This window comes from Eikenella sp. HMSC071B05 (assembly GCF_001811325.1).
GTDB classification, from domain to species: domain Bacteria; phylum Pseudomonadota; class Gammaproteobacteria; order Burkholderiales; family Neisseriaceae; genus Eikenella; species Eikenella corrodens.
In genome coordinates this window covers 775,300-801,612 of the sequence record NZ_KV804551.1, presented here as the reverse complement: position 1 = coordinate 801,612, position 26,313 = coordinate 775,300, and the positions used below count along the sequence as shown (strand labels likewise).

Annotated in this window: 24 protein-coding genes, 1 pseudogene and 1 riboswitch; of the genes and pseudogenes, 12 read left to right on the top strand and 13 right to left on the bottom strand. The window is 54.5% G+C overall.

Annotation, left to right across the window (positions count from 1 at the left end; translation table 11 throughout):
- Positions 1-149 precede the first annotated feature (149 nt).
- Both HMPREF2796_RS10040 and HMPREF2796_RS10035 read left to right on the top strand, forming a co-directional pair.
- Entirely contained in the window at positions 150-845 is a 696-nt protein-coding gene (locus tag HMPREF2796_RS10040) for a phage head morphogenesis protein (protein WP_246826854.1), read from the top strand.
- A 2-nt stretch (positions 846-847) separates the two neighbouring features.
- Positions 848-1,333, top strand: a pseudogene (locus HMPREF2796_RS10035) (phage virion morphogenesis protein).
- Between the two features lie 128 nt (positions 1,334-1,461).
- Here HMPREF2796_RS10035 and HMPREF2796_RS10030 read toward each other — a convergent pair.
- From HMPREF2796_RS10030 to gpmI, 11 genes are all read right to left on the bottom strand, one after another.
- On the bottom strand, positions 1,462-2,073 hold the full coding sequence (locus HMPREF2796_RS10030) for a hypothetical protein (protein ID WP_070633309.1): 612 nt from the start codon (positions 2,071-2,073) through the stop codon (positions 1,462-1,464).
- Positions 2,074-2,174: 101 nt separating this feature from the next.
- Entirely contained in the window at positions 2,175-2,837 is a 663-nt protein-coding gene (locus tag HMPREF2796_RS10025) for a metallophosphoesterase (RefSeq protein ID WP_064106365.1), read from the bottom strand.
- 144 nt (positions 2,838-2,981) lie between these two features.
- A complete protein-coding gene (locus HMPREF2796_RS10020; RefSeq protein WP_070633307.1) occupies positions 2,982-3,662 on the bottom strand; it encodes an MOSC domain-containing protein in 681 nt (226 codons plus the stop codon).
- 216 nt (positions 3,663-3,878) lie between these two features.
- Complete coding sequence (locus HMPREF2796_RS10015; protein WP_070633305.1) at positions 3,879-4,334, bottom strand: hypothetical protein; 456 nt, start codon at positions 4,332-4,334, stop codon at positions 3,879-3,881.
- A gap of 228 nt (positions 4,335-4,562) precedes the next feature.
- Positions 4,563-5,018: a hypothetical protein gene (locus HMPREF2796_RS10010; protein ID WP_003823261.1), complete on the bottom strand. Its 456-nt coding sequence runs from the start codon at positions 5,016-5,018 to the stop codon at positions 4,563-4,565.
- Between the two features lie 186 nt (positions 5,019-5,204).
- Positions 5,205-6,026, bottom strand: a complete 822-nt coding sequence (locus HMPREF2796_RS10890) for a hypothetical protein (protein ID WP_083308702.1) — start codon at positions 6,024-6,026, stop codon at positions 5,205-5,207.
- Positions 6,027-6,326: 300 nt separating this feature from the next.
- Entirely contained in the window at positions 6,327-6,797 is a 471-nt protein-coding gene (locus tag HMPREF2796_RS10000; protein ID WP_035580154.1) for an META domain-containing protein, read from the bottom strand.
- 291 nt (positions 6,798-7,088) lie between these two features.
- A complete protein-coding gene (locus tag HMPREF2796_RS09995; protein WP_070633303.1) occupies positions 7,089-8,534 on the bottom strand; it encodes a S41 family peptidase in 1,446 nt (481 codons plus the stop codon).
- Between the two features lie 293 nt (positions 8,535-8,827).
- On the bottom strand, positions 8,828-10,156 hold the full coding sequence (locus HMPREF2796_RS09990; protein ID WP_070633301.1) for a murein hydrolase activator EnvC family protein: 1,329 nt from the start codon (positions 10,154-10,156) through the stop codon (positions 8,828-8,830).
- Positions 10,157-10,195: 39 nt separating this feature from the next.
- The gene (locus tag HMPREF2796_RS09985; protein WP_070633299.1) at positions 10,196-10,798 is read right to left on the bottom strand and encodes a manganese efflux pump MntP; all 603 of its coding nucleotides are present in this window, start codon (positions 10,796-10,798) and stop codon (positions 10,196-10,198) included.
- Positions 10,799-10,846: 48 nt separating this feature from the next.
- On the bottom strand, positions 10,847-12,403 hold the full coding sequence (gene gpmI / locus HMPREF2796_RS09980; protein ID WP_371327466.1) for a 2,3-bisphosphoglycerate-independent phosphoglycerate mutase: 1,557 nt from the start codon (positions 12,401-12,403) through the stop codon (positions 10,847-10,849).
- Between the two features lie 170 nt (positions 12,404-12,573).
- Here gpmI and HMPREF2796_RS09975 point away from each other — a divergent pair, with 170 nt between their 5' ends.
- From HMPREF2796_RS09975 to cytX, 5 genes are all read left to right on the top strand, one after another.
- Entirely contained in the window at positions 12,574-13,056 is a 483-nt protein-coding gene (locus HMPREF2796_RS09975) for a hypothetical protein (protein WP_141749198.1), read from the top strand.
- A 112-nt stretch (positions 13,057-13,168) separates the two neighbouring features.
- Entirely contained in the window at positions 13,169-13,717 is a 549-nt protein-coding gene (locus tag HMPREF2796_RS09970) for a YqgE/AlgH family protein (protein ID WP_070633292.1), read from the top strand.
- Positions 13,710-14,156, top strand: a complete 447-nt coding sequence (gene ruvX, locus HMPREF2796_RS09965; RefSeq protein WP_070633290.1) for a Holliday junction resolvase RuvX — start codon at positions 13,710-13,712, stop codon at positions 14,154-14,156. The genes HMPREF2796_RS09970 and ruvX overlap by 8 nt, the downstream gene beginning before the upstream one ends.
- Before the next feature lie 141 nt (positions 14,157-14,297).
- Entirely contained in the window at positions 14,298-14,861 is a 564-nt protein-coding gene (locus HMPREF2796_RS09960) for a hypothetical protein (RefSeq protein ID WP_070633288.1), read from the top strand.
- A 395-nt stretch (positions 14,862-15,256) separates the two neighbouring features.
- Positions 15,257-15,351, top strand: a riboswitch (TPP riboswitch).
- Between the two features lie 163 nt (positions 15,352-15,514).
- On the top strand, positions 15,515-16,726 hold the full coding sequence (cytX, locus tag HMPREF2796_RS09955; protein ID WP_070633286.1) for a putative hydroxymethylpyrimidine transporter CytX: 1,212 nt from the start codon (positions 15,515-15,517) through the stop codon (positions 16,724-16,726).
- Positions 16,727-16,860: 134 nt separating this feature from the next.
- On the opposite strand, the gene HMPREF2796_RS09950 is transcribed toward cytX, so the two are convergent.
- On the bottom strand, positions 16,861-18,078 hold the full coding sequence (locus HMPREF2796_RS09950) for an aromatic amino acid transporter (RefSeq protein WP_070633284.1): 1,218 nt from the start codon (positions 18,076-18,078) through the stop codon (positions 16,861-16,863).
- A gap of 586 nt (positions 18,079-18,664) precedes the next feature.
- Positions 18,665-21,031 (bottom strand): penicillin-binding protein 1A, encoded by a 2,367-nt coding sequence (locus HMPREF2796_RS09945; RefSeq protein ID WP_070633281.1) that lies wholly within the window; start codon positions 21,029-21,031, stop codon positions 18,665-18,667.
- 131 nt (positions 21,032-21,162) lie between these two features.
- Here HMPREF2796_RS09945 and pilM point away from each other — a divergent pair, with 131 nt between their 5' ends.
- Genes pilM through pilQ form a run of 5 tightly spaced genes read left to right on the top strand, consistent with a single transcriptional unit; the run spans position 21,163 to position 26,299 of the window.
- Positions 21,163-22,263, top strand: coding sequence for a type IV pilus biogenesis protein PilM (gene pilM / locus HMPREF2796_RS09940; RefSeq protein WP_070633279.1), 1,101 nt, complete (start codon positions 21,163-21,165; stop codon positions 22,261-22,263).
- A gap of 1 nt (position 22,264) precedes the next feature.
- Positions 22,265-22,954 (top strand): PilN domain-containing protein, encoded by a 690-nt coding sequence (locus tag HMPREF2796_RS09935; protein ID WP_023886839.1) that lies wholly within the window; start codon positions 22,265-22,267, stop codon positions 22,952-22,954.
- A gap of 15 nt (positions 22,955-22,969) precedes the next feature.
- Positions 22,970-23,584: a type IV pilus inner membrane component PilO gene (locus HMPREF2796_RS09930; protein ID WP_023886838.1), complete on the top strand. Its 615-nt coding sequence runs from the start codon at positions 22,970-22,972 to the stop codon at positions 23,582-23,584.
- A gap of 39 nt (positions 23,585-23,623) precedes the next feature.
- A complete protein-coding gene (locus tag HMPREF2796_RS09925; protein WP_070633277.1) occupies positions 23,624-24,157 on the top strand; it encodes a pilus assembly protein PilP in 534 nt (177 codons plus the stop codon).
- A 21-nt stretch (positions 24,158-24,178) separates the two neighbouring features.
- Positions 24,179-26,299 (top strand): type IV pilus secretin PilQ, encoded by a 2,121-nt coding sequence (gene pilQ, locus HMPREF2796_RS09920; protein WP_210385360.1) that lies wholly within the window; start codon positions 24,179-24,181, stop codon positions 26,297-26,299.
- Positions 26,300-26,313 lie beyond the last annotated feature (14 nt).

Sequence of the window (26,313 nt, the reverse complement as noted above, 5' to 3'; positions counted from 1 at the left end):
AAGGCTACCTGAAAAGTTTCAGGTAGCCTTTTTTCATCCGAACCGGCCAAACTCTTCCATCTGCATGGAGTGCCGGTGTTTGGCAGCAGAAAAAGTAAAGCGTGCGTGCCGCCTCAACCCCAAAATGCCGCTTCAAATCCTACCGCACATTGAAGCCGCGCGCGATAAATATCCCCACACCGGTATTGCAGGCCAAAGGCTGGTGGGGCAAACAAGACCTGCCGCACCCGGACACCGGCGAAATCCAAACCGTGCGCCTGGGCAGCCCGCACCGCCTGAAAACCATCTACCTGACCAATATGCAGTCGGCCTATATGGCCGGGCGTTATGCCGAAATGATGGATGCCGTGGATACTCACCCATACTGGGAATACGTGGCAGTCAACGACGAGCGCACCCGCGAGACCCACCGCCTGCTGCACGGCAGCGTTTATGCCGCCGACGACCCGGTGTGGGACAGCCTGTATCCTCCCTTGGACTACCGCTGCCGCTGCCGGGTTCGACCCTTATCGCGCAGCCGTGGGGCAGACCGGGTACAACCCAGCCCGAAGCTGGAAACCCAAACCGTGGACATCGGTGTCAACCAATATACCGGCGAAGAACGCCATGCCCAACGCACCGGCATCCGTATCAATGGGAAATTCGTCGCCCCCAATGCCGGCTTCAACGCCAACCAGGGCAAAGCCATGCTTTCGCGCATGGCTGCGGTGGCGGTGGATAAGGCGCAGGCCGCCCATCCCGATATTGCCCGTGTGGCGCTGCGGCAGATGATGGGCAACGAGCGTTTCAAATCCTCGCTCAATGCCGCCCAGCTGGCTTGGGTAATAGATTTATTGAAAGGATGACGATGCTGGAAATCAGCCTGGACGACGGCGACCTGCAACGCGGTCTCGGCCAACTGTTGAAAAATGCCAGCCACCCGCGCCCGATGATGCGAGCCATTGCCGCCGAACTGCTCAGTATTACGGAAGACAACTTCGAATCCGAAAGCTGGGGCGGCAAAAAATGGCCGGCCAATGCGCGCGGCGGCAAAATCCTGCAAAAAAGCGGGTAGCTGGCCGCCAGCATCCACACCGCCTCCGGCAGCAACTTCGCCCGCATCGGCACCAACAAACCCTATGCCGCCATCCACCAGTTTGGTGGCACGGTCAAAGCCAAAAACAAACCCTATCTGGTATTCAAAGTCGGCGACGGCTTCCGCAGGGTCAAACAAGTCAACATCCCGGCACGCCCCTACCTGCCGATGAGCAAAGGCGGTACACTTCAGGCCGGTGCCGAATCCCGCCTGTTGGATGTCGCCCTCGATGCCTTGGCACGGGGTGTCCGAAAATAAAAAAGCGGGCAACTTCGCCCGCTCCGTTTTGTTGCACCCAGTGCAACGTTGTTACAAATTTCCCATCCCCCATCATCCATCCTCATCCAACTTAATCCCATTTATCTCACAGACCCCTTATATTTATCTCACTGGGTTTCAGCACATTCCGGCGGTAATTCGTGGAGCAGCAAATCGTGCAGGGCTGTAAGCAAATCTTCGGGTTTGCCGCCTTCTGCTTCATCATAAAACAGCCCGCCGGCGGCCTGCCATTCTTGTTCGAAGCGGTGTATGGCCAGTAGTGTGTGTATTAAGGCTGCCACCGACGGCGCAATCAGACGGCGGTTTTCCACGGTGCTGTAGCCGGTCGTCAGCCAATAAACGGGGCTGCCGGGCGCGGCGGTGTCGGCGAATAGGATTGAGTCGTCAAACATATTGCCAAATACCGCCCATTCTTCGCGCCAGCCGTCGGTTGGCAAATATTGTTTCGCCTTGTTGTTCCAGCTGAACGCCCAATCGTTCCAAATCTCGGGCAAACCCGCATAAGGCAGCCATTGCAGGAATAAGGTTTGCATTTCCAGCCAGTAGTCGGCTCGCGGATTTTCGCCCTGCCATGTGCCATCCATATGGCGGTAGAAATCTGCCAGCTTGCCTAAATGCAGGTGGCGGTGGTTGGCCAAGGCGGATAGGTTTTGCGGTTCTGGTGTGTAAGGCAAGCCGAAGGTTTGGGCGAAAGTGCGGATGAGGTCGGCGTTGGGCATAGGGTTTTGTTTCTGTGAGGTCGGTTTTACCAGGTGTTGATATTTTCAGGTAGCCTCTTAAGGGCAGTTTCTACATCCGTGGTGCAGGCTACCTGAAAACGCTATTCGGCTGCTCGGGGATTGAATTCGGCCAGTTTTTGCTCCACCCAGATGCGGGCGGCATCGGGAGTATCGGGCATGGGTTCGGCTTCGCCGAAGTGGGACACGGCGGGCAGGGGGCGCAGGAGGGTGTCGATGTCTTGCGGGCTTAGAAATCGGCCGTGCAGGTCGAATCCGACGTTGAGGGCGCGGCCGGAGAGGGGGGCGAGGCGGTCGTGCAGGTGGCCGTAGAGGTGATACCAGCCTTTGTGGCAGCCGTCCCATTCGTTGATGGGGTAGTGGAATAAAATCAGGGTATTGTTGATTTCGGGCAGCTTGAGTTTGAGATAGGGCTGGGCGGAGGCGAGCAGGGGGTGGCCGTCGGCTTTGGTGGTTTGAAAGAATCGGCTGATGTGGCGTTGGATGAGGTCGTCGTGGTTGCCGAAAATCAGGTGGTGGCGGCCGTTGAGGCGGGAGAGCAGGTGGGTGATGTGCTTGAGGTCGTGGGAAAAGCTGAGGTCGCCCAAGTTGTACACTTCATCTTCGGGGGAGACGGTGCGGTTCCACATGGCCACAAGGTGTTCGTCCATTTCTTCAACACTGGCGAAGCGGCGGAACTGGGGGCAGAATTTGGCAATGTTTTTGTGGGAGAAGTGGAGGTCGGAGGTAAAGAAGATTTTGCTCATATTGGTATGAAGTTCAAAACGGTTGCTCACTGCGTTGCCATACGGTTTGTGGCTAGCTGTATGAAGAAATCATTATTCAGCTATACCTGAAAGCAGGGTTTTAATGCGGTTGAAGCGAAGTATTAGTAGGGTTGAAATGGTGGTTCAGCCGAAGAGGCGGCGTTGCCAATCTTCGCATTCGCCGGTGTCGAGGCGGCGTTGGAACATATGCTGCCAGGAAGGGGGCAGGGGCAGTTGCAGCACTTCGCGCATGGCCTGAGGCTGGCAGTTTCGGCTATCGATGAGTTCGAGGATGCGGCTGAGCGGCCATTCGGCATAGGGGCGGGCGAGGAGGTGCACGCTGTCGCCCGCTTGAATGTGGCCGCTTTGTAATACGCGCAAATACCAGCCGCAGCGCAGATTGTGCTGTACTTGGGCGGCGATGTCGGGCACGCCGAAGCGTTCGTTGAGCTTCCAGCAGGGCTGCCGACCTTGGCTGACTTCGAAGCGGGTGCTGCCAATTTGCCATTGGTCGCCGAGGCAGACTTGCCATTCATCTGTGCCTTCGATGCAGAGGTTTTCGCCAAAGCCGCCGGCGCGGAAGTGCGGATTGCCGGGGAATTGGGCTTGCCAGTGTTCGTAGTGGTGCTGGGCGTAGCAATGCAGGGCTTTATCGGCACCGCCGTGGTAGCGCGGGTCGCCCACGCCGTCGCCTACTAGGCCGGTGGGGGTGGCTTCGATGGGGCCGGCTACGGGCTGTTTGTCGATGCCGCTGATTTGGCCGCGGGCAAAGGGTTTGGGCTGGGCAATGCGGATTTCGCTGACGGTGGCGATGGTTTGAGGCATGATGGTTTCCTGCGCAGATGGGTTGTGGCCGATTATAGCGGATGGGCTGGGTTTCTGCTTTAAAGGCTGCCTGAAAGCGTCAGCTTCAACGAAGTTAAAACGAGCTCGTGAGTTTCCGCGAAGCTAAAGTTTCAGGTAGCCTTCCGGCTGGCAGCTTGAACCAAGGCAAATAAAAAACAGGCAAGCCTGAGGCATGCCTGTTTGCAAGTTGGGCGGTTAATCTCGGAAGATTTGTTGGTTGCCCACGAATACATTGCTGCTGTATTGGCAGCCGGAGGCGGTTTTGCAGCCGGGGATGGTTACGCTTAAGGTGTAGCGGCCGGTGCGGGTGGGACGCAGGCCGAACATGGGGGCATCGTCTTCTTCAGTATCGGCTTTGACTACGCTGCCATCGGCTGATTTGAGGGTTAGGTCGATGTTGTTGCAGTCGTGATCGCAGGCGGCGAAGAAGGTGTAGTATTTGCCGGCGGTGAGTTGAACCTGGTGGTTTTTGGTTTCGCCCACTTTGGCGCTGCCTTGGAACAGCTCTGCTTGGCGGGCGCCCGGGTCTTTTTCCTGCATAAGTTGTTTGTAAACCTGCTGGACTTCGGGCAGCCATGAGCTCCTGGGCTCAGCTAGGGCGGCGGGGGCGGCAATTAGAGCGGCTAGGCCCAAGACGGCAAATTGTTTCATGTTTTTTCCTTTTGATTGGTTAGGTGAGTGTGCGCATTATAATGTAAGCTTAGGGAACACTGTAATTTTTTATTCTTTTAAAATCATTCTATTATTTATATATTGGGTGTTTTGTGGGGTACGGATGTAGAAAGGCTGCCTGAAAGTTTCAGGTAGCCTTTATCAGATGGTTCCAGGCAATAAAAACAGGCAAGCCTGCGGCCTGCCTGTTTGCATGATTTAGCGTGATTAGTCGGCGAAAATATCTCGGTTGCCAACAAATACTTGGCCGCTGTATTTGCAGCCGCTGTCGGTATGGCAGCCGGGGATGGCTACGCTCAGGGTGTAGCGGCCGGTGCGATTGGCACGCCAGCTGAACATGGGGGCGTCGTCATCTTCGGTGTCGGCTTTAATTACGCTGCCATCGGCTGATTTGAGGGTCAGGTCGATGTTGTCGCAGTCGCGGTCGCAGTCGGCGAAGAAGGTGTAGTATTTACCGGCAGTGAGCTGAACCTGGTGGTTTTTGGTCTCGCTCACTTTAGCCGCGCCTTGGAATAGGTCGGCTTGGCGGGCGCTCTCGTCTTTAGAGCGAACAGCTTGTCTGTTGAATTGCTGGGCTTCGGGCAGCCATGAGCCATTAGGTGCAGCCAGGGCAGCAGGAGCGGCAATCAGGGCAACCAGGCCTAAAACGGCAAATTTTTTCATATGTCTTCCTTTTGATTGGTTAAGTGAAAGAGTGTGCGCATTATAATGTAAATTAGAGAAATACTCTACTTTTATATTCTTTTTAAATCATTTGATTACAGTTGGATGCTAGTATTTTTGGCTGAGTAAGGAAGGCAAAAGGCTACCTGAAATCTTCAGGTAGCCTTCTTTTAAGAACACTAGAGTTTAGTGATCAAACACGGGTTTGGTGCCCATGAATACTTGGCTGCTGTATTCGCATTGTTCGGTGTCACATTTCGGCATGGTAACAGTGAGGGTATAGCTGCCGGTGCGGTTGGCACGCCAGCCGAATATTGGAGAATCGTCGTCGTCGTTATCTTCTTTAATTACGCGGCCATCGGCTGCTTTGAGGGTCAGGTCGATATCGCTGCAAGAGTAGTCGCAATCGGCGAAGAAGCTGTAGTATTTGCCGGCGGTGAGCTGTACTTGGTGGCTGCGATTTTGCTCTTTGGCAGCACGGCCGTTAAACAGATGAACTTGGCGGGCTTGGGGGTCTTTTCTACGCACGATATCACGGTTTATTTTTTGAGCTTCAGGCAGCCATGGGCCATTTTCAAAGGCTTGGATGCTGTAGGCACAGCCGGAGGAGGCTTCGCATTTGGTTATGTTGGCGGTAAGGGTGTAGGTACCGCTGGTTGCAATAGCGCTGTTGATGACGGGATTGTCGTCGTCATCGTTATCTTCTTTTATGGTTTTGCCGTTGCTATCGGTCAGCTTGAGGTCGATGTCGGAGCATTGGCGGTCGCAGTCGGCAAAAAATACGTAGGATTTGCCGGCTTGGAGCTGAATGGTATGGTTTTGGCTGCGGTTTTGTGCCAGATTGCCATTGAACAGCTGGAGTTCTCGCGCATCGCTACTCCGTTGACGCACGATTTCGCGGTTGATTCTTTGTGCTTCGGGCAGCCAGTCGTCGGCCTGCGCAGGTGCGGCGAAGGCAGGGGCAGCAGCCATCAGAGCGGCGATGGCGGCGAGAGTAAATTTCTGCATGGAATGCTCCTTTTGGTTAAAAAAGTAATAAAAGGGAAACAACGGGCAGATTATAGCCAATGTGCTGGAGTTTAACTAATCTTTTCTTATGTTAGGGTCTGTTGATAACTGCTGGTTTCCGCATTTTTCACCCCAAAGACGGCATTTTCCGCGTTGGAAATCCTCGCAAGGTGCCCAGCCTTACTGCGGTTTCCGACTTGAATCTGCTGCCTTTGGGGCAAAAATCCGCTTGGAAAAGTAGCTGTCAACAGCCCCAATCAGGCTACCTGAAAAACCATCTTCAGGTAGCCTGATTGGGGCTTAGCGTGCCGGTTCGGCTTGCAGGATGACATGCTGCCTGCGGTCGAGCAGTTCCAGCTTATTGCCGTTGATGCGGTAGGCGGCAGTGCGAGCAAAGGCGGCTGAGAGCCATTCTTCCTGCGCCTGAACATTCGGCGGGCAGAGCATCAGCGTGGTGGCGAGCTCGCCGATTTGTAGGTTTTGGCCTTGGTGGCTGAAGTGGCCGGATAGGGAATTACAGCCGAACGAGGCGTTCACGCGATTGTTGGCGTTGAACGCCAACGATCCGTTGGCGGCGTGGCGGCCGATGCGGGTGATGCGCCAGCCGTGGCGGGAGAGTTCGGTTGCGGTTGCATTGGGCGCTGTGGCAACAGGCTGCGCCACGGGAGCAGGCTGCTCAGGGGCGGCGGGGGGCGGGGGGGCGCTGTCGGCCGGATTGGGGCGGGCGGCGCAGGCGGCGAGTAGGAAAGCGGCGAGATAAATCGGTTTCATTGCATGGGCTCCTATCTGGTTGAAAAGCATTTAATACAATGTGTTGTATTGTACACTAGGGGATGCGGTTCGGTGTTGATATAAGGCAATGGGGCGGGCATTTATAGCGGGTTGAAAAGGAACGCTGCTGCGCGTTGGTTTGCTTTGCCGTGCTGCTTATACTTGCTGCGGCTAGCCGCTTTGTCCTACTTTTTTATTCCGCTATATTTTGGAAAACGTGGCGTGGGCCGCATCAACGTAAAAGGCTACCTGAAAATTTTCAGGTAGCCTTTGTTTGCTTGCCTAATCCGCTTAGTGCTCAATCGGTTTGGCCGGGCGGGTGGCGGCTTGGCCTAGGGCGGCGCGCCATTGTTGCGGGGCTTTCACCAGCTCCAAAGCGCGGCGCAGTTGGTCGTCTTTGGCCGGATTGGGTTTGTAGCGGGAGGCGGGGTTGTTGTCGGCCTCGTCTTTGGTGGCGGGCTCGGAGGCGGCTTTGTTTTCGGCGCTGTGGTTGTTCAGCGCGCGGCCGCGCACTTCGTTGCCGCCGTTGGGGTTGCTCAGGTGGCCGGAGAGGTCGGCTTCGCGGCTTTCATAACGGCGGGTTTTATCGGCCACTTCCACGTCGGGCACGATGCCTTGGGCTTGGATGGAACGGCCGCTTGGGGTGTAGTAGAGCTGGGTGGTGATTTTCAGCGCACCGCCGTTGGAAAGGGGCATCACGGATTGTACGGAGCCTTTGCCGAAGCTTTGCGTGCCCACAATCACGGCGCGTTTGTGGTCTTGCAGGGCGCCGGCCACGATTTCGGAGGCGGAGGCGGAACCGGAGTTGATCAGCACGGTGATGGGGATGGTTTTAAATTCGGCAGGCAGGCCGGCAAGAGGATCTTTGCTGCTGCCGATTTGGTAGTCGGCGGGCTGGGCTTTGAGGTTCATGTTTTCTTTGCCGTCGCGGCCTTTGGTGCTCACCACGAGCTGCCCGTTTTGCAGGAAGGCGGCAGATACGCCCACGGCGCCGTTGAGCAGGCCGCCGGGGTCGTCGCGCAGGTCGATGATCAGGCCTTTGAGCGGGCCGCCGTTGGTTTGGTGCATGGCTTGCAGTGCCTCGGTCATGGCGGGCACGGTGCGCTCTTGGAATTGGCTGATGCGCAGGTAGCCGTAGCCGGGCTCGATGATGTCGTGGCGCACGCTGCGCACTTTAATCACGGCACGGGTGAGGGTAACCACGATGGGCTGGGGCGCGTCTTTGCGGGTGAGGGTGAGGGTGATTTTGGTGCCGGGCTCGCCGCGCATACGCTTCACGGCATCGTTTACGCTCATGCCGCGGGTGGAGGCATCATCGATTTTGATGATGTAGTCGCCGCTTTGGATGCCGGCGCGTTCGGCGGGGGTGTCTTCAATCGGGGAGACCACTTTAACGAAGCCGTCTTCACTGCCCACTTCCATGCCCAAGCCGCCGAATTCGCCTTTGGTGGATTCCTGCATGTCGGCGTAGTCTTTGAGGTTCATATACTCGGAGTGCGGGTCGAGGTTGGAAACCATGCCTTTGAGCGCGCCTTCGAGGATTTCGTCGTCGGTTTTGTCTTGATAGTAGTTGGCTTTCACCTGGCTGTACACTTCGGCCATGGTGCGCAGTGAATCCACCGGCAGGGGCTGCTGGCTGCGGGTTTCGGCAAAGCTCTGCATGCTCAGGCTCACGGCGATGCCGCTGAAGGTGCCCAGGGTGTAGAGGGCGATTTTTTTGAAGGTGTTGTTGGACATAATGGGTGTTTGTCTTTCGGGTTTTGTTAATTTGAGCCCGGATCATCGGCTGGGGCGGTAGCTGTATTTTTTCAGGTAGCCTGCCGTGTGGCTCGAAAGGCTGAACTTTAGGCAAATTTGCTTGTTCCAGCAAGGGGGTGGGGGAAAATAAATGTTAAACGGGGTAGGGATGGGTTGTTGGGGGAGATGGATGGCAAGGCTGGCTGGAAAATACGGCGGGTGTTGGCGCTATATTTTCAGGTAGCCTTTGACGCGAATTAAAGGCTACCTGAAATTTTTGCTTACCGGTTTGGCTAGTTTACCCATGAAGCGGGGTTCATGGCTTGGTTGCGGTAGCGGATTTCAAAGTAGAGGCCGTTTTCGCCGTCGGGGAGGCTGCCGCTGCGGCCGATGGTTTGGCGGGCGGATACGCGGCTGCCGGCGCCGGCGCTGATTTGGGAGAGGCCGGTGTAGATGCTGAGGTAGCCGCTGCCGTGGTCGACGATAACGGTGTTGCCGTAGCCTTGCAGGGGGGCGGCGTAGGCGACTTCGCCTTCGGCGATGCTGCGCACGGCGGTGGGCGGGGTGCTGATAAAGAGGCCTTTCCAGGTGCCGCCTCCGGGGCGGGCTTGGCCGAAGCGGCCGCTGATGCTGCCGCTGGCGGGGCGTTGCAGGCGGCCTTGCATGCGGCTGAAGCCTTGGCTTTGCGGCTCTTGGACATCGGGGGCTTCGAGGGCGAGGTCTTCGGCGGTGAGGGTGTTGCGGTTGGGGTTTTCTGGTGTTGGGGTGTCGTGTTGACGGGCTTCGCTGTGTTCGCTTTCAGGTAGACTGTGAGGACGTGGGGCGGGTAGGTTGCCGTTTTGGGCTTGTTGGGCTTGCTGCTGGCGGCGTTGGCGCAGGGCTTGGGCACGGCGCTGGCGTTCGGCTTCCTGCCGTTGGGCGGAGCGGCGGCTGAGACTGGCGATGAGGCCGTTGAGGCGGCTTTCGTTTTGGCGCAGGGTTTGCAGCTTGGCGGTTTCGCGGCTGATGTCTTGCTCGAGGCTTTGCTGTTGGCGTTGCTGCTGTTGCTGCTGTCGGCCAAGGCGGGCGGCGGTGGTTTGCTGTTGGCGTTTGAGGGCGTCGAGCCGCTTCAACTGCTCGTTGATGCTGTCTTGCTGCTGTTTGAGCTCTTGGCGGTTGTGTTGCAGCTGGCTAAGGGCCTGGGCGTTGGCTTGGTTGAGGTGGCGCAGGTATTCGAGGTGGCGGCCTTTCTGCTGGGGGTCGGCGTTTTGCAGAAACAGGGTGATGGCGTTGGGCTGCTGGTTGCGGTAGCGGCTGTTGAGCAGGCGGGCGGCTTGGGCTTGGGTGTTTTGGATGCGGGTTTGCAGGCTGTCGAGCTTGGCCTGCATGGCTTGCAGCTCGCGCCAGGCGGTTTGGCGGCTGCGGGTGAGGCGGTCGAGCTCGCGGCGCACGGTGTCGAGTTCGCTTTGGGTTTGGCGGATGTTGCTTTGCAGCTGGCGTTGTTCGCTTTGCTGTTGTTGGAGCTTGCGGTTGCTCTCGCCGATGGCGCGCTGCACTTGGCGCAGGTCGTCTTTGGGCGCAGCGGCGGCGGGCAGGACGCTGCAGAGGAGGGCGAGGAGAATGAGGATTTTGCTGTGCTTCATGAGGCTACCTGAAAAAAGGAGAGGCTACCTGAAAAGGATTTAGAGGAAATGGAGGTGTTCGGCAAGGATGAGCGTGCCAATGCCGATGAGGACGAGGCCGCCGAGGATTTCGGCGCGTTTGCCGATGGCGCTGCCCAGGAAGCTGCCCAAGCGCAGGCCGATGGCGGCCATGATGGTGGTGGCCAGGCCGATGGCAAGGGCGGTGAGCAGGATGTTGACTTCGAGGAAGGCCAGGCCGACGCCGACGATCATGGAGTTGATGCTGGTGGCGAAGGCGATGGCGACGAGCATGAGCGGTGAAGGCGGGCGGCGGCCGGATTGGCCGCTTTCTGGCTGTGCCTCTGCAGATTGTTCCCCGACGGGCTGTTCCGGCTGTAGTGCACCGTAAATCATGCGCAGACCGAGCAGGAGCAGCAGAGTGAAGGCGACCCAGTGGTCCCAATCGGCGATGTAGCGTTGCGCCATGGAGCCGATTGCCCAGCCGATGAGCGGGGTAAGAGTTTCCACGCTGCCAAACACGGCGGCGGTGCGCAGCGTGCCCCGGCGGGTGGGTGTGCCGATGGCGGCGCCTTGGGCGATGGCGGCGGCAAAGGCGTCCATAGACATGCCGAAGGCGAGGGCGAGGATGGTGAGGAAGCTCATGGCGGGTGGAGGCTACCTGAAAATTTCAGGTAGCCTGCGGCTGGGCGGTCAAACAAACTCAATCAGGCTCTCGCCGCTCATTTCCTGCGGCTTGGGCAGGCCGAGCATGGTGAGGAGGGTGGGCGCGATATCTTTCAGCGCGCCGCCGGCCTTGATGCGGGCGGGGCGGCCGACATACAGGAAGGGCACGGGGTTGGTGGTGTGTTGGGTGTGCGGCTGGCCGTTGGCGGGGTCGAACATCTGCTCGCAGTTGCCGTGGTCGGCGGTAATCAGCACTTCGCCGCCGGCTGCTTGGGCGGCGGCCACGATTTTGCCCACGCAGTCGTCGAGCGTTTCCACCGCTTTGATGGTGGCGGCCAGCACACCGCTGTGGCCGACCATGTCGCCGTTGGCGAAGTTGCACAGAATCACGTCGAAACGCTTGGCGGCGAGGCTGTCGAGGATGTGCTGGCACACTTGCGGCGCACTCATTTCGGGCTGCAAATCGTAGGTGGCGACTTTGGGCGAGGGCACGAGGATGCGCTCTTCGCCGGGATAGGGCTCTTCGCGGCCGCCGCTGAGGAAGTAGGTAACGTGCGGATATTTCTCGGTTTCGGCAATGCGCAGCTGGCTGATGCCTTGGGCGGACAGGTATTCGCCCAAGCCGTTGCGGATGCTTTCTTGGGCAAACAGCACCGGGAAGCGGTATTGGCTGCCGTAGCTGGTGAGCGAGGTGAAATAGCCGGGGCGGAAGCGCTGTTGGCGCGGGAAGCCTTGGAAATCGTCGAACAGCAGGGCTTGGGTGAGTTCGCGGGCACGGTCGGCGCGGAAGTTCATGAAGACAACCGCATCGCCATCGTGCAGGGCGGCTGCGGGGTCGATGACGGTGGGCTGCACGAATTCGTCGTGTTCGCCGCGTTCATAGGCGGCGGCCAGAGCTTGCAGCGGGGTATCGGCGCGGAACGGGGCTTGGCCGAACAAGGCGTTGTAGGCCTGCTCAACGCGCTCCCAGCGGTTGTCGCGGTCCATGGCGAAGAAGCGACCGACCACGCAGCCCACTTTCACTTGCGGGTGTTGCTCGCAATAGCTTTGCAGGGTTTTCAGGTAGCCTTCCGCACTTTGCGGCGGGGTGTCGCGGCCGTCTAGGAAGGGGTGGAACACGATTTTCTGCATGCCGGCGGCCAGGGCGGCGTCGGCCACGGCGAAGAAGTGGTTGATGTGGCTGTGCACGCCGCCGTCGGAGAAGCAGCCGAGCAAGTGCACGGTTTTCGTGGGGCTTCGCCAGGCGGCGGTGAGGGCGGGGTTTTGCGTGAGCGAGCCGTTTTCGATGGCCATATCGATGCGGGTGATGTCTTGCGCCACCACTCGGCCGGCGCCGATATTCAAATGCCCCACTTCGGAATTGCCGAACTGGCCGGAGGGCAGGCCCACCATGCGTTCGGAGGCATCGATCGTGCCGTAGGCGTATTGGGCTTTGAGGCGGTCGAGATTGGGGGTGTTGGCGAGGAGGACGGAGTTGTCGTCGCCTTCGAGGCGGTGGCCGAAGCCGTCGAGAATGAGAAGAACGATGGGTTTGGTGAGCTTGCTCATGGTGTGCGTTTCAGATGGAAATTGGGATGACGGCATTATATAGCGGATTGGGTGGGAATTGAATGCGGGGGTAGGGTGGGGAGGGCTACCTGAAAATATAAGCTTTAGAGAAATTTAATCATGTGGGTGGGCAGGATGGGGTGGATATTGTGCTACGTAGCAGCTCGTTTGGTTTACTTTCAGGTAGCCTGAGGTGGTTTGGTAGAATGCAACGTGAAATGGCTGATGGTTTTACGAAAAGGAATAGCATGGATATGCTGGCAACGCCTTTGGGCGAATGGGCAAGAGTACGGGAAGAAACCACAGGCAGCGTTTTCTTGGTGGGGAAATTTTTGCAGATGCCGGTGTCGGTGGCGCTTGAATCGGCTGATGTTGAGCGGGTGGATTTTAATTTTATTCAAGACAAGGTGTCGAAGTTTGCCCACATCAAGCGGCAGACTGAATTGTTTTTTGAGCGCATTGCCAAAAGCCGCCCCGATTGGTTGGGCATGGCGGCAGGGGCGCGGTTGGCGGATTATCGGGATTGCGTTGCTTGCCCTGAATTCGCGTTTGGCAGCGGGGCGGAGAGTTGGAGCATTGTTTATCGGGAAAGTGTGTTTCCGATTGCGGAGCCGTATGGGATTTTGGTGAATTATTTGGGGGATGATGTGGTGGGGTTTGAAGATATATCGGATGCGGAGGAATGCTAGCGGGCAGTTTTGAGGCTACCTGAAAGTTGCCAGCCCAGATAAAACAGCACGGTATTAAATCGGGCATAACCGCTATATAATCAAATCATTTCCACACACGCCGAAACCGATTATGGATTTAACCAACCATTTCCTCATCGCCATGCCTGATATGCAGGATAATTTCTTTGCCGAGAGCGTGGTGTATGTTTGCTCCTATTCCGCCGAAGGCTGCATGGGCGTGATTATCAACAAGCCCTCGCCGCTGCCGTTGCGGCAGATTCTGTCTGCCCAGCAGCACGCCGAGCCGCAGCATTTGTTTGACGACTATATCTTCTTGGGCGGCCCGGTACAGGTGGATCGCGGGTTTGTGTTGCACAGTCCGGCGGGCAACTGGATGAGCAGCATCGTCGTGGGCGACAACCTTGCGCTTACCTCCTCCGGCGACATCCTTCCCCACCTGCACGACGAACAAAGCGTGAAGCAGGCCATGCTGTTTATGGGCTACACCGGTTGGAGCGCCGGCCAGCTCGAGCGCGAGCTGGCGGAAAACAGCTGGCTCACCGTGCCGGCCAGCGAACACATCATATTCGGCATGCCGCACGAGCAGCGCTACCACGCTGCCATGTCGCTGCTTAATATTGCACCCGAACAACTCATCCGAACCGGCGGCCATGCTTAATATCCCACACGGCACCACGCTGGCCTTCGATTTTGGCGAAACCCGCATCGGCGTGGCGCAGGGCGATGCCGAAGTGGGCATTGCCCACCCGCTGGCCACCATCAGCGGCGAGGGCAACGACAAAAAATTCGCCGCCATTGCCGCCCTGGTGGCCGAATGGCGGCCGGTGCAGTTCGTGGTGGGGCTGCCGCTTTCCACCGACGGCGGCGAACACGAAATGACCCGTCTGGCCCGCAAGTTCGGCCACCGCCTCAACGGCCGCTTCGGCTTGCCCGTGTATTGGGCAGACGAGCGGCTCACCTCGCTCTACGCCGCCGAACTCCTCAACCAAACCGGCCTGCGCGGCCGCAAACAAAAGCCCGTGCTTGACCAAGTGGCCGCACAGGCGATTTTGCAAGGCTTCTTTGAAGGCGGCTGGGTGGAAGAGTTTCACGGTTGATGGCATGAAGAAATGCTACCTGAAAACGGGAATAAGGTTTCAGGTAGCCTTTTTGGCAACGGGTGGGCAAATCTTTGCAGCAGTGTGCTGCCCGCAGCCATCTGGTTGGATCTATCCCCACTCCAATAAAAGGACGAAAACATGAAACTAAACATATGGCCGACCATATTGGTGCTGTTGCCCGTGGTGGCTCTGGCCAAACCTGCCCCGCGCGGCGAAGAAATCGTTTATTTCAGCGCGCCGCCGGCAGGTTTTGAAATCGGTTATCGGGCTTCTCAGGGCGGGCAGACGATTGTGGAACTGGTGCCGAGAGGGCAAACGGTGCAGAATTGGGAGCGGATGGTTACCCTACAAACCTTCGCCGGCAACACCCGCTCGGTAAGCGAGTTCCGCCGCGCGGTGTCGGACGGCTGGCGGAGCGCCTGCCCGGGCGGCAACACAATCAATCTGAGCGAAGGGCAGGAAAACGGCTACCCCTTCGCTTTGTGGCAAATGAGCTGCGAGCACAATCCGCAAAGCGGCAGGCCGGAATATACTTGGATAAAAGCGATGCGGGGCGAACGTGCGCTTTATGTGGCGCAATACGCTTTCCGCCACTTGCCGAGCCGGGCGGAGCTGACCGATGCTGCACGCCGCCTGCGCGGTATGTCGCTGTGCGATACGCGGCCGGGCAGGGCGCGCCAGCATCCTTGCGGCCGGCGTTAGGCGTATGCAAAAGGCTGCCTGAAAGCTCACTATATCCGCTTTTAGGTAGCCTCTAAGCTGAATGCTGCCGCATTCTTGGCAGGCAGGGAACTGTCGATGCAAAGTTGAGCTATGGTGATGTGGTAAGAGTTGGCTGAAGTTTTTCAGGTAGCCTGTGGGGGAAAGGGGCTACCTGAAAACATATGGGCTGCTTCTCGACAGTTCTAAAGCCAAACAGCAATCTGCCCCGATTACTCCGTTTCGTTATCATGCTTCCCGTTCGGATTTGCAGGTGTGCGGAACCGCAACGGCTGGGTGTGGAAACATTTTTGCCGTTGGAATCATTCAACCATTTGGCGTGTCGGCGGCCTTTGCTGCCGCAGCTTGAAAAAACAGGGCGGCGGGGTATAATCGCGCCCAATTAGTCGGGGTGCTGCTTTGGGCGGCTGAGAGGATACCCGTTGTACCTGATCCGGTTAGCACCGGCGTAGGGAACTATCAGGCAGAGGAATGCGGGCGGCGGGTGCTGTTCGGGTTGCTTTGCCCCATCCGGAACGGATGGGTGTCTTCTCTGCTTTGCTCTGCTCCCCCGGCTTGGTGTGCCGGGCTTTTTTGTGCGCATTTGATACGCGGCTCGGTGGAATAGTTTTTCACAATATAGAGGAAACAGTTTGATGGAACAGCAGGCAGATAAACTTTCGGTTACCGCTTCGGCGGTGATTTGGTTTGGGGCGGCGGTGTCGGTGGCGGAAATTCTCACCGGCATGCTGTTTGCGCCGTTGGGTTGGCGCATGGGCCTTTTGGCAGTGGCTATTGGCCATGTGATCGGCGGAGTGCTGTTTTATCTGGCCGGGCTGATTGGGGCGCAAACGGGGCGCAGTGCGATGGAAACGGTACAGCTTTCCTTCGGCCGTCGTGGCTCGCTGCTGTTTTCGGCGGCCAACGTGGTGCAGCTGGTGGGCTGGACGGCGATTATGATTTTTACCGGGGCGCAGGCTGCGGCGGCGCTCACGGCGGGTTGGAGCGGCGCACAGATAGGGTGGAGCGTGATTATCGGCGCGCTGATTTTGCTGTGGCTGCGTATTGGAATGCGGAATTTCAGCAAAATCAATTTTGTGTCGATGGGCACGCTGTTTGCGTTAACGCTGTGGTTGAGTGTCCAGGTAGCCTCGGGCGAGCCGGCGGCTACCGGGCAGGCAGATGCGGAAGCGATGAGTTTCGGGCTGGCGGTGGAGCTGGCGGCGGTGATGCCGCTGTCGTGGTTGCCGCTGGTGTCGGACTACACCCGCCGCGCAGCCAAGGCACGGTCGGCCACGCTTTCGGCTACACTGGCTTATTTCTGTACCAGCTCGTGGATGTATGCCATCGGGCTGGCGGCGGCGCTGTTTGCCGGCCAGAGCGAAATCGCGCCGATGCTGCAATATGCCGGGCTGGGCGCGGCCGGAATTTTGGTGGTGGTGTTGTCCACGGTGAGCACCACGTTTTTGGATGCGTATTCGGCTGGGGTGAGCTTTCACAGCATCAGCAGCCGTTTTGGTGAAGTGGCGGTGGCATCGGCGGTTACGCTGCTGGGCACGCTGCTGGCGTTGGTGTTTGATGTGAGCCGCTTTGAAGGGTTTCTGTATTTTATCGGCTCGGTGTTTGCGCCGATGATTGCAGTGCAGATCGCGGATTATTTTGTGCTGAAACGCAAGCCGGCTTCGGGGGAAGTGGATTGGGTGAGCTTGGTATTGTGGCTGGCGGGTTTTGTGTTCTACCGCCTGATGCTGCAATGGCAGCCGCCGCTGGGCACCACGCTGCCGGTGATTGCGGCTACGTTTGCGCTGACGCTGCTGGTGCGTAAGTTGCTGCCGGCATCGGACGGGGCGGCAGTGCACGAAAGTTGAGTAGCACCAAGAGCAAAAGGCTACCTGAAAATTTTCAGGTAGCCTTTCGTTTTGTTGTAGATGGAGGAAAGTCTGTTCCCCATCATTTTTCAGGTAGCCGCTATCCGAAGGCTACCTGAAATTTTGGGCGGGTATCAGCCATTGAATACGGGCAGGATATTGGCACGGCTGAGGATTTGAGCGGCTACGTTGGCCAGCCCGAAGAAGAACACCCAAGCCATCAGCCATTTCCCGCCGTACACGCGGTAGCCTTTGCCTTCGCCGAATTTTTTGCGGCAGGCGTAGAGCAGCAGGGCGGGCACGAATGCTGTCCACACGGTGGCGGCAAAGCCGACGTAGCTGATGGCGAGCACGAAGCCAGTGGGGAATAGCAGGCAGGCAACGAGCGGGGGCAGGAAGGTGAGGGCGGCAGCTTTGCTGCGGCCGGCGCGGCTGGTGCCGAAACCAAACAGGTCGGTGAGGTAGTCGAGCAGGCCGAGGGTTACGCCGAGGAAGGAGGAGGCGATGGCCATGTAGGAAAACAGGGAGAGCACGCGCACCAGCCCGCTGCCCGCCACTTGGGCGAGGGCGGCGAGCAGGGCGGCCACGTTGTCTTGCGCGGTAATCACGGGGCCGAACTGGCTGCGCGGCAGGTTGCCTTGCACGGCGAACTGCCAGAGGGCGTAGATCACCAGCGCCACTAAAGTGCCGAGCCAGAGCGAGCGTGCCACTTTTTTGGCGTCGCCCCGGAAGTAGTCGAACAGGCCGGACACGTTGCCGTGGAAGCCGAAGGAGGCGAGGCAGACGGGCAGGGCGGTGCCGAGATAGATCCAGTAGCTGCCGTTTTCGCTGCCGGCAGTATCGAATAATATGGCGGGCTGGGCGGAAAGGAGCAGGCCGCCGTTGGCCCAGAGGAAGGTCATAATCATGCCGCCGATGAGGATGGTAGTGCCGCGGTCTACCCAGAAGGTGGACCACCACACGCAGCCGGCGAAGACGAGGGCAAACACAATCTGCCCCACCCAAAGCGGGGCTTGAAGGGCTTGGGCGGTGAGGTTGCCGCCGGTGAAGATGTAGGCGTAGGTGAGCAGGTAGAGCACGAAGGCCACGGAAAGGCCGGTGATGATGCTCCAGCCACGGCCGAGCAGGTCTTTGACGATGGTGTCGAAGTTGGCGCCGGGCGGGTAGTGGGTGGTGGCTTCGAGAATCATCAGGCCGCTGGAGAGCATGGAAAACCAAGTGTAGAGCAGCACGATGAGCGAGCCGACAAACCAGATGCCGGCAGTGGCGGTGGGGTTGGCGAGCATACCGGCACCGATTACAGTGCCGGCGATAATCATGGCGCCGCCGAGTACGGAGGGTTTTTGATTCATGGTGATGTGGGTATGGAGTGGGTTTCGGTATGGTTAATGCACTAAATTGCTTCCTACTGCGTTGGCTTGCCTTGCTGTCTGTGGCTTACTGCCCTGTAGGAACAAATCATTGCTTCCGCCACACCCTGGGGCAGGAAAATAAAACGGCCGCCCAAATCTGCAGCGGCCGGAGGCGGAATTATACAGGGCAGGGGCTTGGCTTGACTATATGGTTTGCGATTTTTGTGCGCTGAGGTTTTGGCATATTCTCACGTTATTGCTTATTTAATGGCGTTTAGTTTTTAATATGCGGTTTTGTTGTCATGTTGTTGCTTGGATGGTGTCTGGCGGGCAGATTATACTGTTTGAGCCAGAGGCTACCTGAAAATAAATTGTTAGCTTTGCGGGAACGGGCAAAGCTCGTTGGAACTTGGTTGAAGCCTTATGTTTTCAGGTAGCCTGTGGCGCAGAACAAGTCACTTGATGCCCACGCGGCAACTGTGATTGGCTTGGTGATGTCGCATATATTTCGACTAGAGAAAAAGGCTACCTGAAAATACCGGATAGGGTTTTCAGGTAGCCTTTTCAATCAGGCAGAGCGATTGGTTTAGAACAGGGCGTCAATCTCTGGTGAGGGTGCTGCGCCTCCACCGCCGTTTTGCGGCTGTACCGGCTCTACCGCGGTTTCTTCCGGAATCACCGGATCGCCGCCTGCGGCTTGGATATCTTCCGCATCAGGCGTAGCGCCACGGTTGTCGATAGCCAGGCGCGGACTGGTGCTCTGCTGCTCTTGCAGGAAGTATTCGCTGCCATTGCGGACAATCTTCGCTGGCATCGGCATGCCTTTTTGCGGCACGCCTTGGAGCGCATAGCGCATGTATTCCACCCACACCGGCAAGGCAATCGTGCCGCCGAAGCCGGCACGACCCATGCTGCGCGGTTTGTCGAAACCGATATACACCACGCCCACTAAGTCGGGATTGAAACCGGCAAACCAGGCATCTTTATTTTCATTGGTGGTACCGGTTTTGCCGGCAATATCGCGTCGGCCGAGCGCACTGGCGCGGGCACCGGTGCCTCGGCGTACTACGTCTTGCATGATGGTGTACATGATGTAGGCGTTGCGCGGATCGATAACTTGTGGCGCACTTTCTCCGGCCACCAAGGGCTTCATCTGGGCGCGCAATCGGCCTTGGCTGTCTTCAATGCGGTCGATCACATAGGGAGACACTTTATAGCCGCCGTTGGCAAACACGGCATAGGCCTGCGCCATTTGCAACGGGGTAACCACACCGCTGCCCAGAGCCATAGACAGCGAATCGGGAATCTGACGGGCATTAAAGCCGAAACGCTGCACATATTGATGTACTTCGTGTATGCCAAGCGCCATCACAATGCGGATGGAAACCATGTTTTTAGACGCAGTCAATGCCTGACGCAGGGTGATGAAGCCGGAATAGCGGCCATCGGAGTTTTTCGGGCGCCACGGCCGACCGCCGGTGCCCATGCCGGGCAATTCGATCGGGGCATCGTTGATGGTGGTGGCGGCAGTCATACCTTTAGCCAAAGCGGCTGAGTAGACAAAGGGCTTGAAGGTAGAACCCGGTTGACGCTCGGCCTGAGTGGCACGGTTGAAGCTCTTACTATGGAAGTCGAAACCGCCCACCAAGGCGCGGATGGCGCCGGTTTTGCTGTCTAATGCCACAAATGCGCCTTGCAGCTCGGGCATTTGGCTGATTTGCCAACCGCGATCGAGTTTGCGTACGCGGATAACCGCACCGGGGCGGATGGCGTTGTCTTTGCCATTGTTGATGGTGCGCGCTACATAATTGAGCGCATTGCCACTGATTTTGATGCGGTTGCCGCCTTGCGTATAGGCTTCAATCGAAGAGCGGCTGGCCTGCAACACCACGGCCGGTTGTAGGCCGTCTACGGTGTAAACCGTATCCAGATATTGATCTAGGTTTTCGTCCAGGGTCTCTGCTTCTATCGTGTTCAAATCGATAAATGCTTCTGCACCACGATAAGCGCCTAATCCGAAACCTTTCAGGGCTCGGCGCAGGGCTAGGGTGGCCACGCGCTGGCTTTCGGAGCTAACGGTGGTGTACACGCGGAAGCCTTGCGTATAGGCATCTTCGCCGTATCGGTCGTACATTTCTTGGCGAACCATTTCGGCCACATATAGAGAGTTTTGGTCAATCTCTACTTGTTGGCGTCGGTAATGCAATTCTTCAGCCAGTGCCTGATCGCGTTCTGCGGGCGTAATCATCTTTTCTTCAACCATATTGTTGAGAATGTAACGTTGGCGTAAACGGGCACGTTCGGGGTTCACGATCGGGTTGAAAGAAGAGGGCGCTTTAGGCAGGCCGGCCAGGATGGTGGCTTCGGCCAAAGTCAGCTCTTTCACTGGCTTATTGAAGTAAATCTGCGAAGCGGCAGCAAAGCCGTAGGCGCGCTGACCCAAGTAGATTTGGTTGAAATACAGCTCCAAAATCTGTTGCTTGCTTAGCGATTGCTCAATTTTGTAGGCCAATAATGCCTCATTGAACTTACGGCGGTAGCTGCGTTCGTTGGTGAGGTAAAAGTTGCGGGCTACCTGCTGGGTGATGGTACTGGCACCAGAATATACGCCGCCGGGACGGAAGTTGCCGATCAGGGCGCGAGCCACACCGGTAACGTCTACCCCCCAATGTTGGTAGAAGCGTTTATCTTCTGCAGCAATAACGGCATTGATCAACACAGGCGGAAATTCGTCAATTTTAGTAAACGCGCGGCGCTCTTCACCATACATGCCGATGAGTTTGCCATCTGATGAATAAATAGTCAGCGGCATTCTGGGTTGATAATTAGTTACCGTCTCTAAGCTGGGGAGTTTCGGATAAGTTACCAAAACTGCAATAGCCAGCAGTCCGATACCGAATAAGGCCAGCCCCAACAGTAATCCAAAGACAGTTTTAAATATTTTTCTAAACATAGTTACAAATTTTTCTATCAATAAGTACTTTGACTAAAGTAAACTATACCTTAATTTATGCAAGAAAACGCAAAACCTGATATAAATTTACCTGTGACCATTCAACCGGTCTTTTAAAGGGAGGCTTAAAGATGCGAATATCAAAAAAACCAAGAAAATCAAAACAAAAGACAAAAATGTCTTTTGGCAGCAAAGGCTGCTTGGGCGTGGATATTACGCCAACCGCCATTAATATGGTACATCTTGCCGGCAGTGTTCCGGGTAATCTTCGGTTGGAAAATTACGCCATCCAGCCCCTACCTAAAGGCGTTATTATAAACGGCAACATCGAAGATCATGACCAACTCGTGTCATATTTACAACAAGCTTACCAACAGCTTGGTAGTAGTTGCAAGAATGTAACAGCAGCCCTGCCGCAGGCTTTAACCAATATACAAACGATTACTTACGATGCCCGTAGCTCTGATTTGCCGATAGATGAGTTCGTTGAGTTGGAAGCCAGCCAAACCATCGGTTCTGATAATCTGAGCTATGATTTCCAAGTTACCGCCGAGCTGCAAAACGGTAATGTACAGGAAATCGTCATGGCTGCCGCTAAACGTGATGATGTGGATCTGCGCACAGATTTGTTCGCGGATGCTGATATCCCGTTGTTACAGCTGGATGTGGATACTTTTGCTGTTGTAAACGCGTTCTCTGTGTGGATTGATCAATTTGCTCCCGATTTGGAGCATCAAAAACTGGCTATCTTCCATGTGGATGAAGATCAGACCAAAGCTTTAATTCTCCAAAATGGCAATATTGTATATAAGCAAGAAACCAATTTTGGTAATAAACAGCTGACTCATAACATCCAGCGCCAATATAAATTGAGTGAGGATGATGCATGGAGTATGCGTTTCAAAAGTAATAAACCTGCAGATTTTCAAGGTACTGTGGCTGATCACTTTAATAGCCAGCTTACTCAAGAAATTCAAAGGGTTTTGCAATTCTATTACACCACGGTTAGCAGTGATTACCAAGACAGTGTTAAGCACATCTTAATTTCTGGATGTCCGTTTATGCAGCCTTTCGGTCTTGCAAAAAGCGTGTACGCTCAAACCAATATTTCTACCCAACAAGTGGAGCCTATTGCCAGTACGCAAGGTGGTAAACAAGCCGAAACTTCGAAATTCAATTTAGAATCCGGGCAACTGACTGTTGCATTTGGATTGGCTGTAAGAGGATTGTAAAATGATTCCATTAATTCAACTAAATATGCTTCCCTATCGTGAGGAGCAGGATAAACAGAAAAAAGCTCAGTTTACCAGGCTGATGGTGTTCTCTGGTTTGGTTGGGGTTGGTTTGCTGGTGCTGACTTATGTGTCACTTAGCGGCATGATTTTGAACCAAGAGTCTCGCAATCAGCAATTAACTGATGGTATTGCGCAACTGGATATCCAAATCAAAGAGGTGGAAACCTTGGAGGCTGAAAAACGGGACTTCTTGGCTCGGAAAGCAAAAGTAGAAGAACTGGAAAATAAACGTTTTGAAGCAGCTAGGATGATTGACTCCTTGAATACTGTTGCACCTGAAGGTGTCTATCTAACAGGAATTAAGGCAAAAGATGTCAGCACTTATACTCTGTCTGGTAAGGCTACTAGTGATAGCAAAATTGCTGATTTTATGCGCGTGATTCCAAGTACCAATGTGTTTGGTCAGCCTTCATTGGATAGCATCAATAAAGTAGAGTCGGTACAAGAGTTTGAATTAACTGTAGCTGTTTCTGCCTCTGCACCGATGAATAGTGATTCTGCAAATATTGCCCCTGTTGTAATGCCGTCAGAATCTGCTTCTGCTACTGGCAATATTTCTGCATCAGTACCCAATACGCCTGTAGCACCTGCGTCATCTGCTACAGCCACTTCCTCCCCCGCGAATTAATGGAAGGATGAAATCATGGCACAAAAAATTGATCTTAATACCTTATATAAACAGAACAAGCTAGTTCAGCTTGGTGCTGGTATCGTTATTGTTCTTCTCCTTTTGGTTGCAGGCTACTTTGCTGTGTTTAAAGGGCAATGGGAAGAGTTTGAAACTTTGCAGCAGAAAGAGGAACAGTTGAAGCAGGAGTATCAAAGCAAAGCGGATCAAGCAGCCAATCTGCCAGTTTTGAAGGATGAGCTAGAAAAAATCCGCACTGCATTTAATGTGTTACTGAAGCAGCTGCCAACGGATGCAGAAATCCCGAACTTGATTCAGGAGCTGCATCAGGCTGGGGCTAAAAATAGTATGCGCATGAATAGTGTGAAACCTCTACCTCCTGTGGATCTTGATAACGTACAGCAATTACCTTATGAAATTTCCATTTCAGGTAACTATGAGCAAATTGCACAATTTATACGTGATGTGGGTCGTCTGTCCCGTATCGTAACCTTAGATAAGATCAATCTTGCTCCTGCAGATGCAAAAGATAGTAATGGCATACTCACTTTAACTGCTAATGCTAATACTTATAAGGCATTAGCTCAGAGTGAGGTGGCTGCTGCCTCGGCTGCGTCACAAGCTGAATAAGCTGAATAATAAGACTGATTCTTTATAAAGGATTTTATAATGAAGAAAAATATACTATGGTGCTCAGCAATTTTTTTGCTGACAGCCTGCTCTTTGACAGAGGGTAATTTGCAGCAGTGGATGGATAATGCCCAGGCAGAAGCAAAAAATAAAGTTCGCCAACCTGAGATACCTACTATTTCAAAATCTCCTGAGTATATTGATCCCGTGATTAATGGGTTAAATATTTTTGATCCTAAACGGCTTCGGGTGAATCAGCAGTCAGGTATTAATGCTCCGAACCCGGATAGGCCGAAAGAAATTCTGGAGAACTTTAGTTTAGAAAGCTTGCGTTATGTGGGTTCCATTAAACGAGGTGGTCAGATTTCTGCCTTCGTTGAAGCTGGTGGGCATACCTACACAGTACGCGTTGGCAATTATCTTGGCCAAAACTATGGGCAAATTACAGCTATTACTCCGGATAAGTTGATCTTATCGGAAGTAACTGAAGACAGCTATGGTGCATGGCAACGTCGAACAGCGGAGTTGGAGTTAAATACTTCAGACGCTTCTAACCAATCAAAATCTAATTAAACTTACCAAGGGATTTACGCTATGAAAATCAAAAAACTGCAATATCTAACCGCTTTAGGTATGAGCTTAGCCATGCAAGGCGTACTGGCTGGTAATATTACAGATATTAATGTTTCTGCTTTGCCAAATAATCAAAAAGTTATCAAGATTCGTTTTGATCGGGATATGCTTAAACCAAGTGGTTTTATTACTACTACCCCTGCCCGTATCGCTTTGGACTTTCCAAATACTGGTGCTAACCTGAGTCAGCCGGTACTTCAATACAATGACTCATTGCTCAGCCAAATTGCAGTTGCTCAAGACAGCAATAAGACTCGTGTTTTGCTCAATTTGAATAGACCTGGGCAGTACAATGCTGAAATACGAGGTAATGAAGTTTGGATTTATTTAAATGAAACGGGACAGGCATCCTCTTCGGCTGTAAGAGCCACTGCTCCCAGTAATCAAATCCAACAAGAGTCTCTTGGTGTGACTGAGACCAGAGCAACTGCAGGTCAGAATGCGCTTGGCAGTAATACTGCAAATGTAGCTGTTGATTTCCACAAAGGTGCAAATAATTCAGGAGTGATTGAAATTAATACTGCTGGCTATCGTGGTACTCCTGAAGTTAAACAGCGTGGCAATAACTTGGTTATTTTGCTGAAAAATAACCAACTGCCAATTGCTGCACAGCGCAATCTGGATGTAACCGATTTTAGTACTCCGGTTCGTACCATCAGCTTGCGTCGTTTGGGTAACGATACAGAGATTACGATCAAAAATCAGGGTGGTTGGGAACATAAAGCTAGCCAATCTGCTGGTCGGTATACTATTACAGTTTCTCCTAAATCTACAGTAGCTGAAGATGGTATTAACCGTAATCGTAACCGTAATTTTACCGGTAAACGTGTTTCTTTAGACTTCCAAGACGTAGATGTACGTACTATTCTGCAGATTTTAGCTAAAGAATCTAATATGAATATTGTGGCCAGTGACAGCGTTTCTGGCAAAATGACATTATCATTGAAAGATGTGCCTTGGGATCAAGCCTTAGACTTGGTAATGCAGTCACGTGGATTAGAATCGCGTCGTAACGGTAATATTATCCGTGTTGCTCCGGCGGAAGAGTTCCGTAAAATTGATGTTGAGACCCTGGAAAATGCTAAGCGTATTGAAGAACTTGGTCCTCTAGTGTCTCGTACGTTCCAGTTGAAATACAAAGATGTCAATGAATTCCGCAAGATTCTGAATATTAATGAGAATGGTGGATCCAATAGTGGTAATAACAGTAACTCTTTATTGAGTAGTCGAGGTTCTGCTGTTATCGATCCAGCGACAAATACCTTGATCATTAAAGATAACCAGAATGTCATTAAAGAATTCGAGCGTCTAATTGAACAGTTGGATGTTCCTGCACGTCAAGTGATGATTGAGGCTCGTATTGTTGAAGCTACAGACGGTTTTTCTCGTGCTTTAGGTGTGAAGTTTGGTTATAACAAGACTTCTGGCTCAACTAGAATCGGTAGTGGCTTGGGTAGCAGTGGCGCCAACGGTAATACTTTCTCTATTGCTCCTAACGTGAACCTGCCGGCAGCGTCTGCAACTTCATCATTAACTATTGTTCGTGCTTTGTCTTCTGGTGCGCTTGGTTTAGAGTTGACCGCAATGCAGGAGCAAAACCGCGGTAAGATTATTTCTAGTCCGCGCGTGCTGACTCAAGATCGAAAAGAGGCAACCATCAAAGCTGGCCGAGAAATTCCTTATCAGGAAGCTTCTTCCAGTGGCGCCACTAGCACCAGCTTCAAAGAGGCTGTATTGGGATTGACGGTTACTCCACAAATCACGCCTGACGGTAATGTGATTATGGACATCAAGCTGAATAAAGACTCGGTGGATGAAAACTGTAGTGTATTGGGTACTCCGTGTATCAGTACTAAAGAGCTGGTTACCCGCGCGATGGTGGAAGATGGCGGTACCATTATCTTGGGCGGCATTTATGAGGAAGACAATTCCAATGCCCAATACAAAGTGCCGCTGCTGGGTGATATCCCTGTTGTTGGTAACTTGTTCCGTGGCACTAGACGTAATAACAGCAAAAACGAATTGCTGATCTTCATCACCCCGCGTATCATGGGTAGTGAAGGTAACGTTCTGCGCTACTAAGCCACACTTTACCG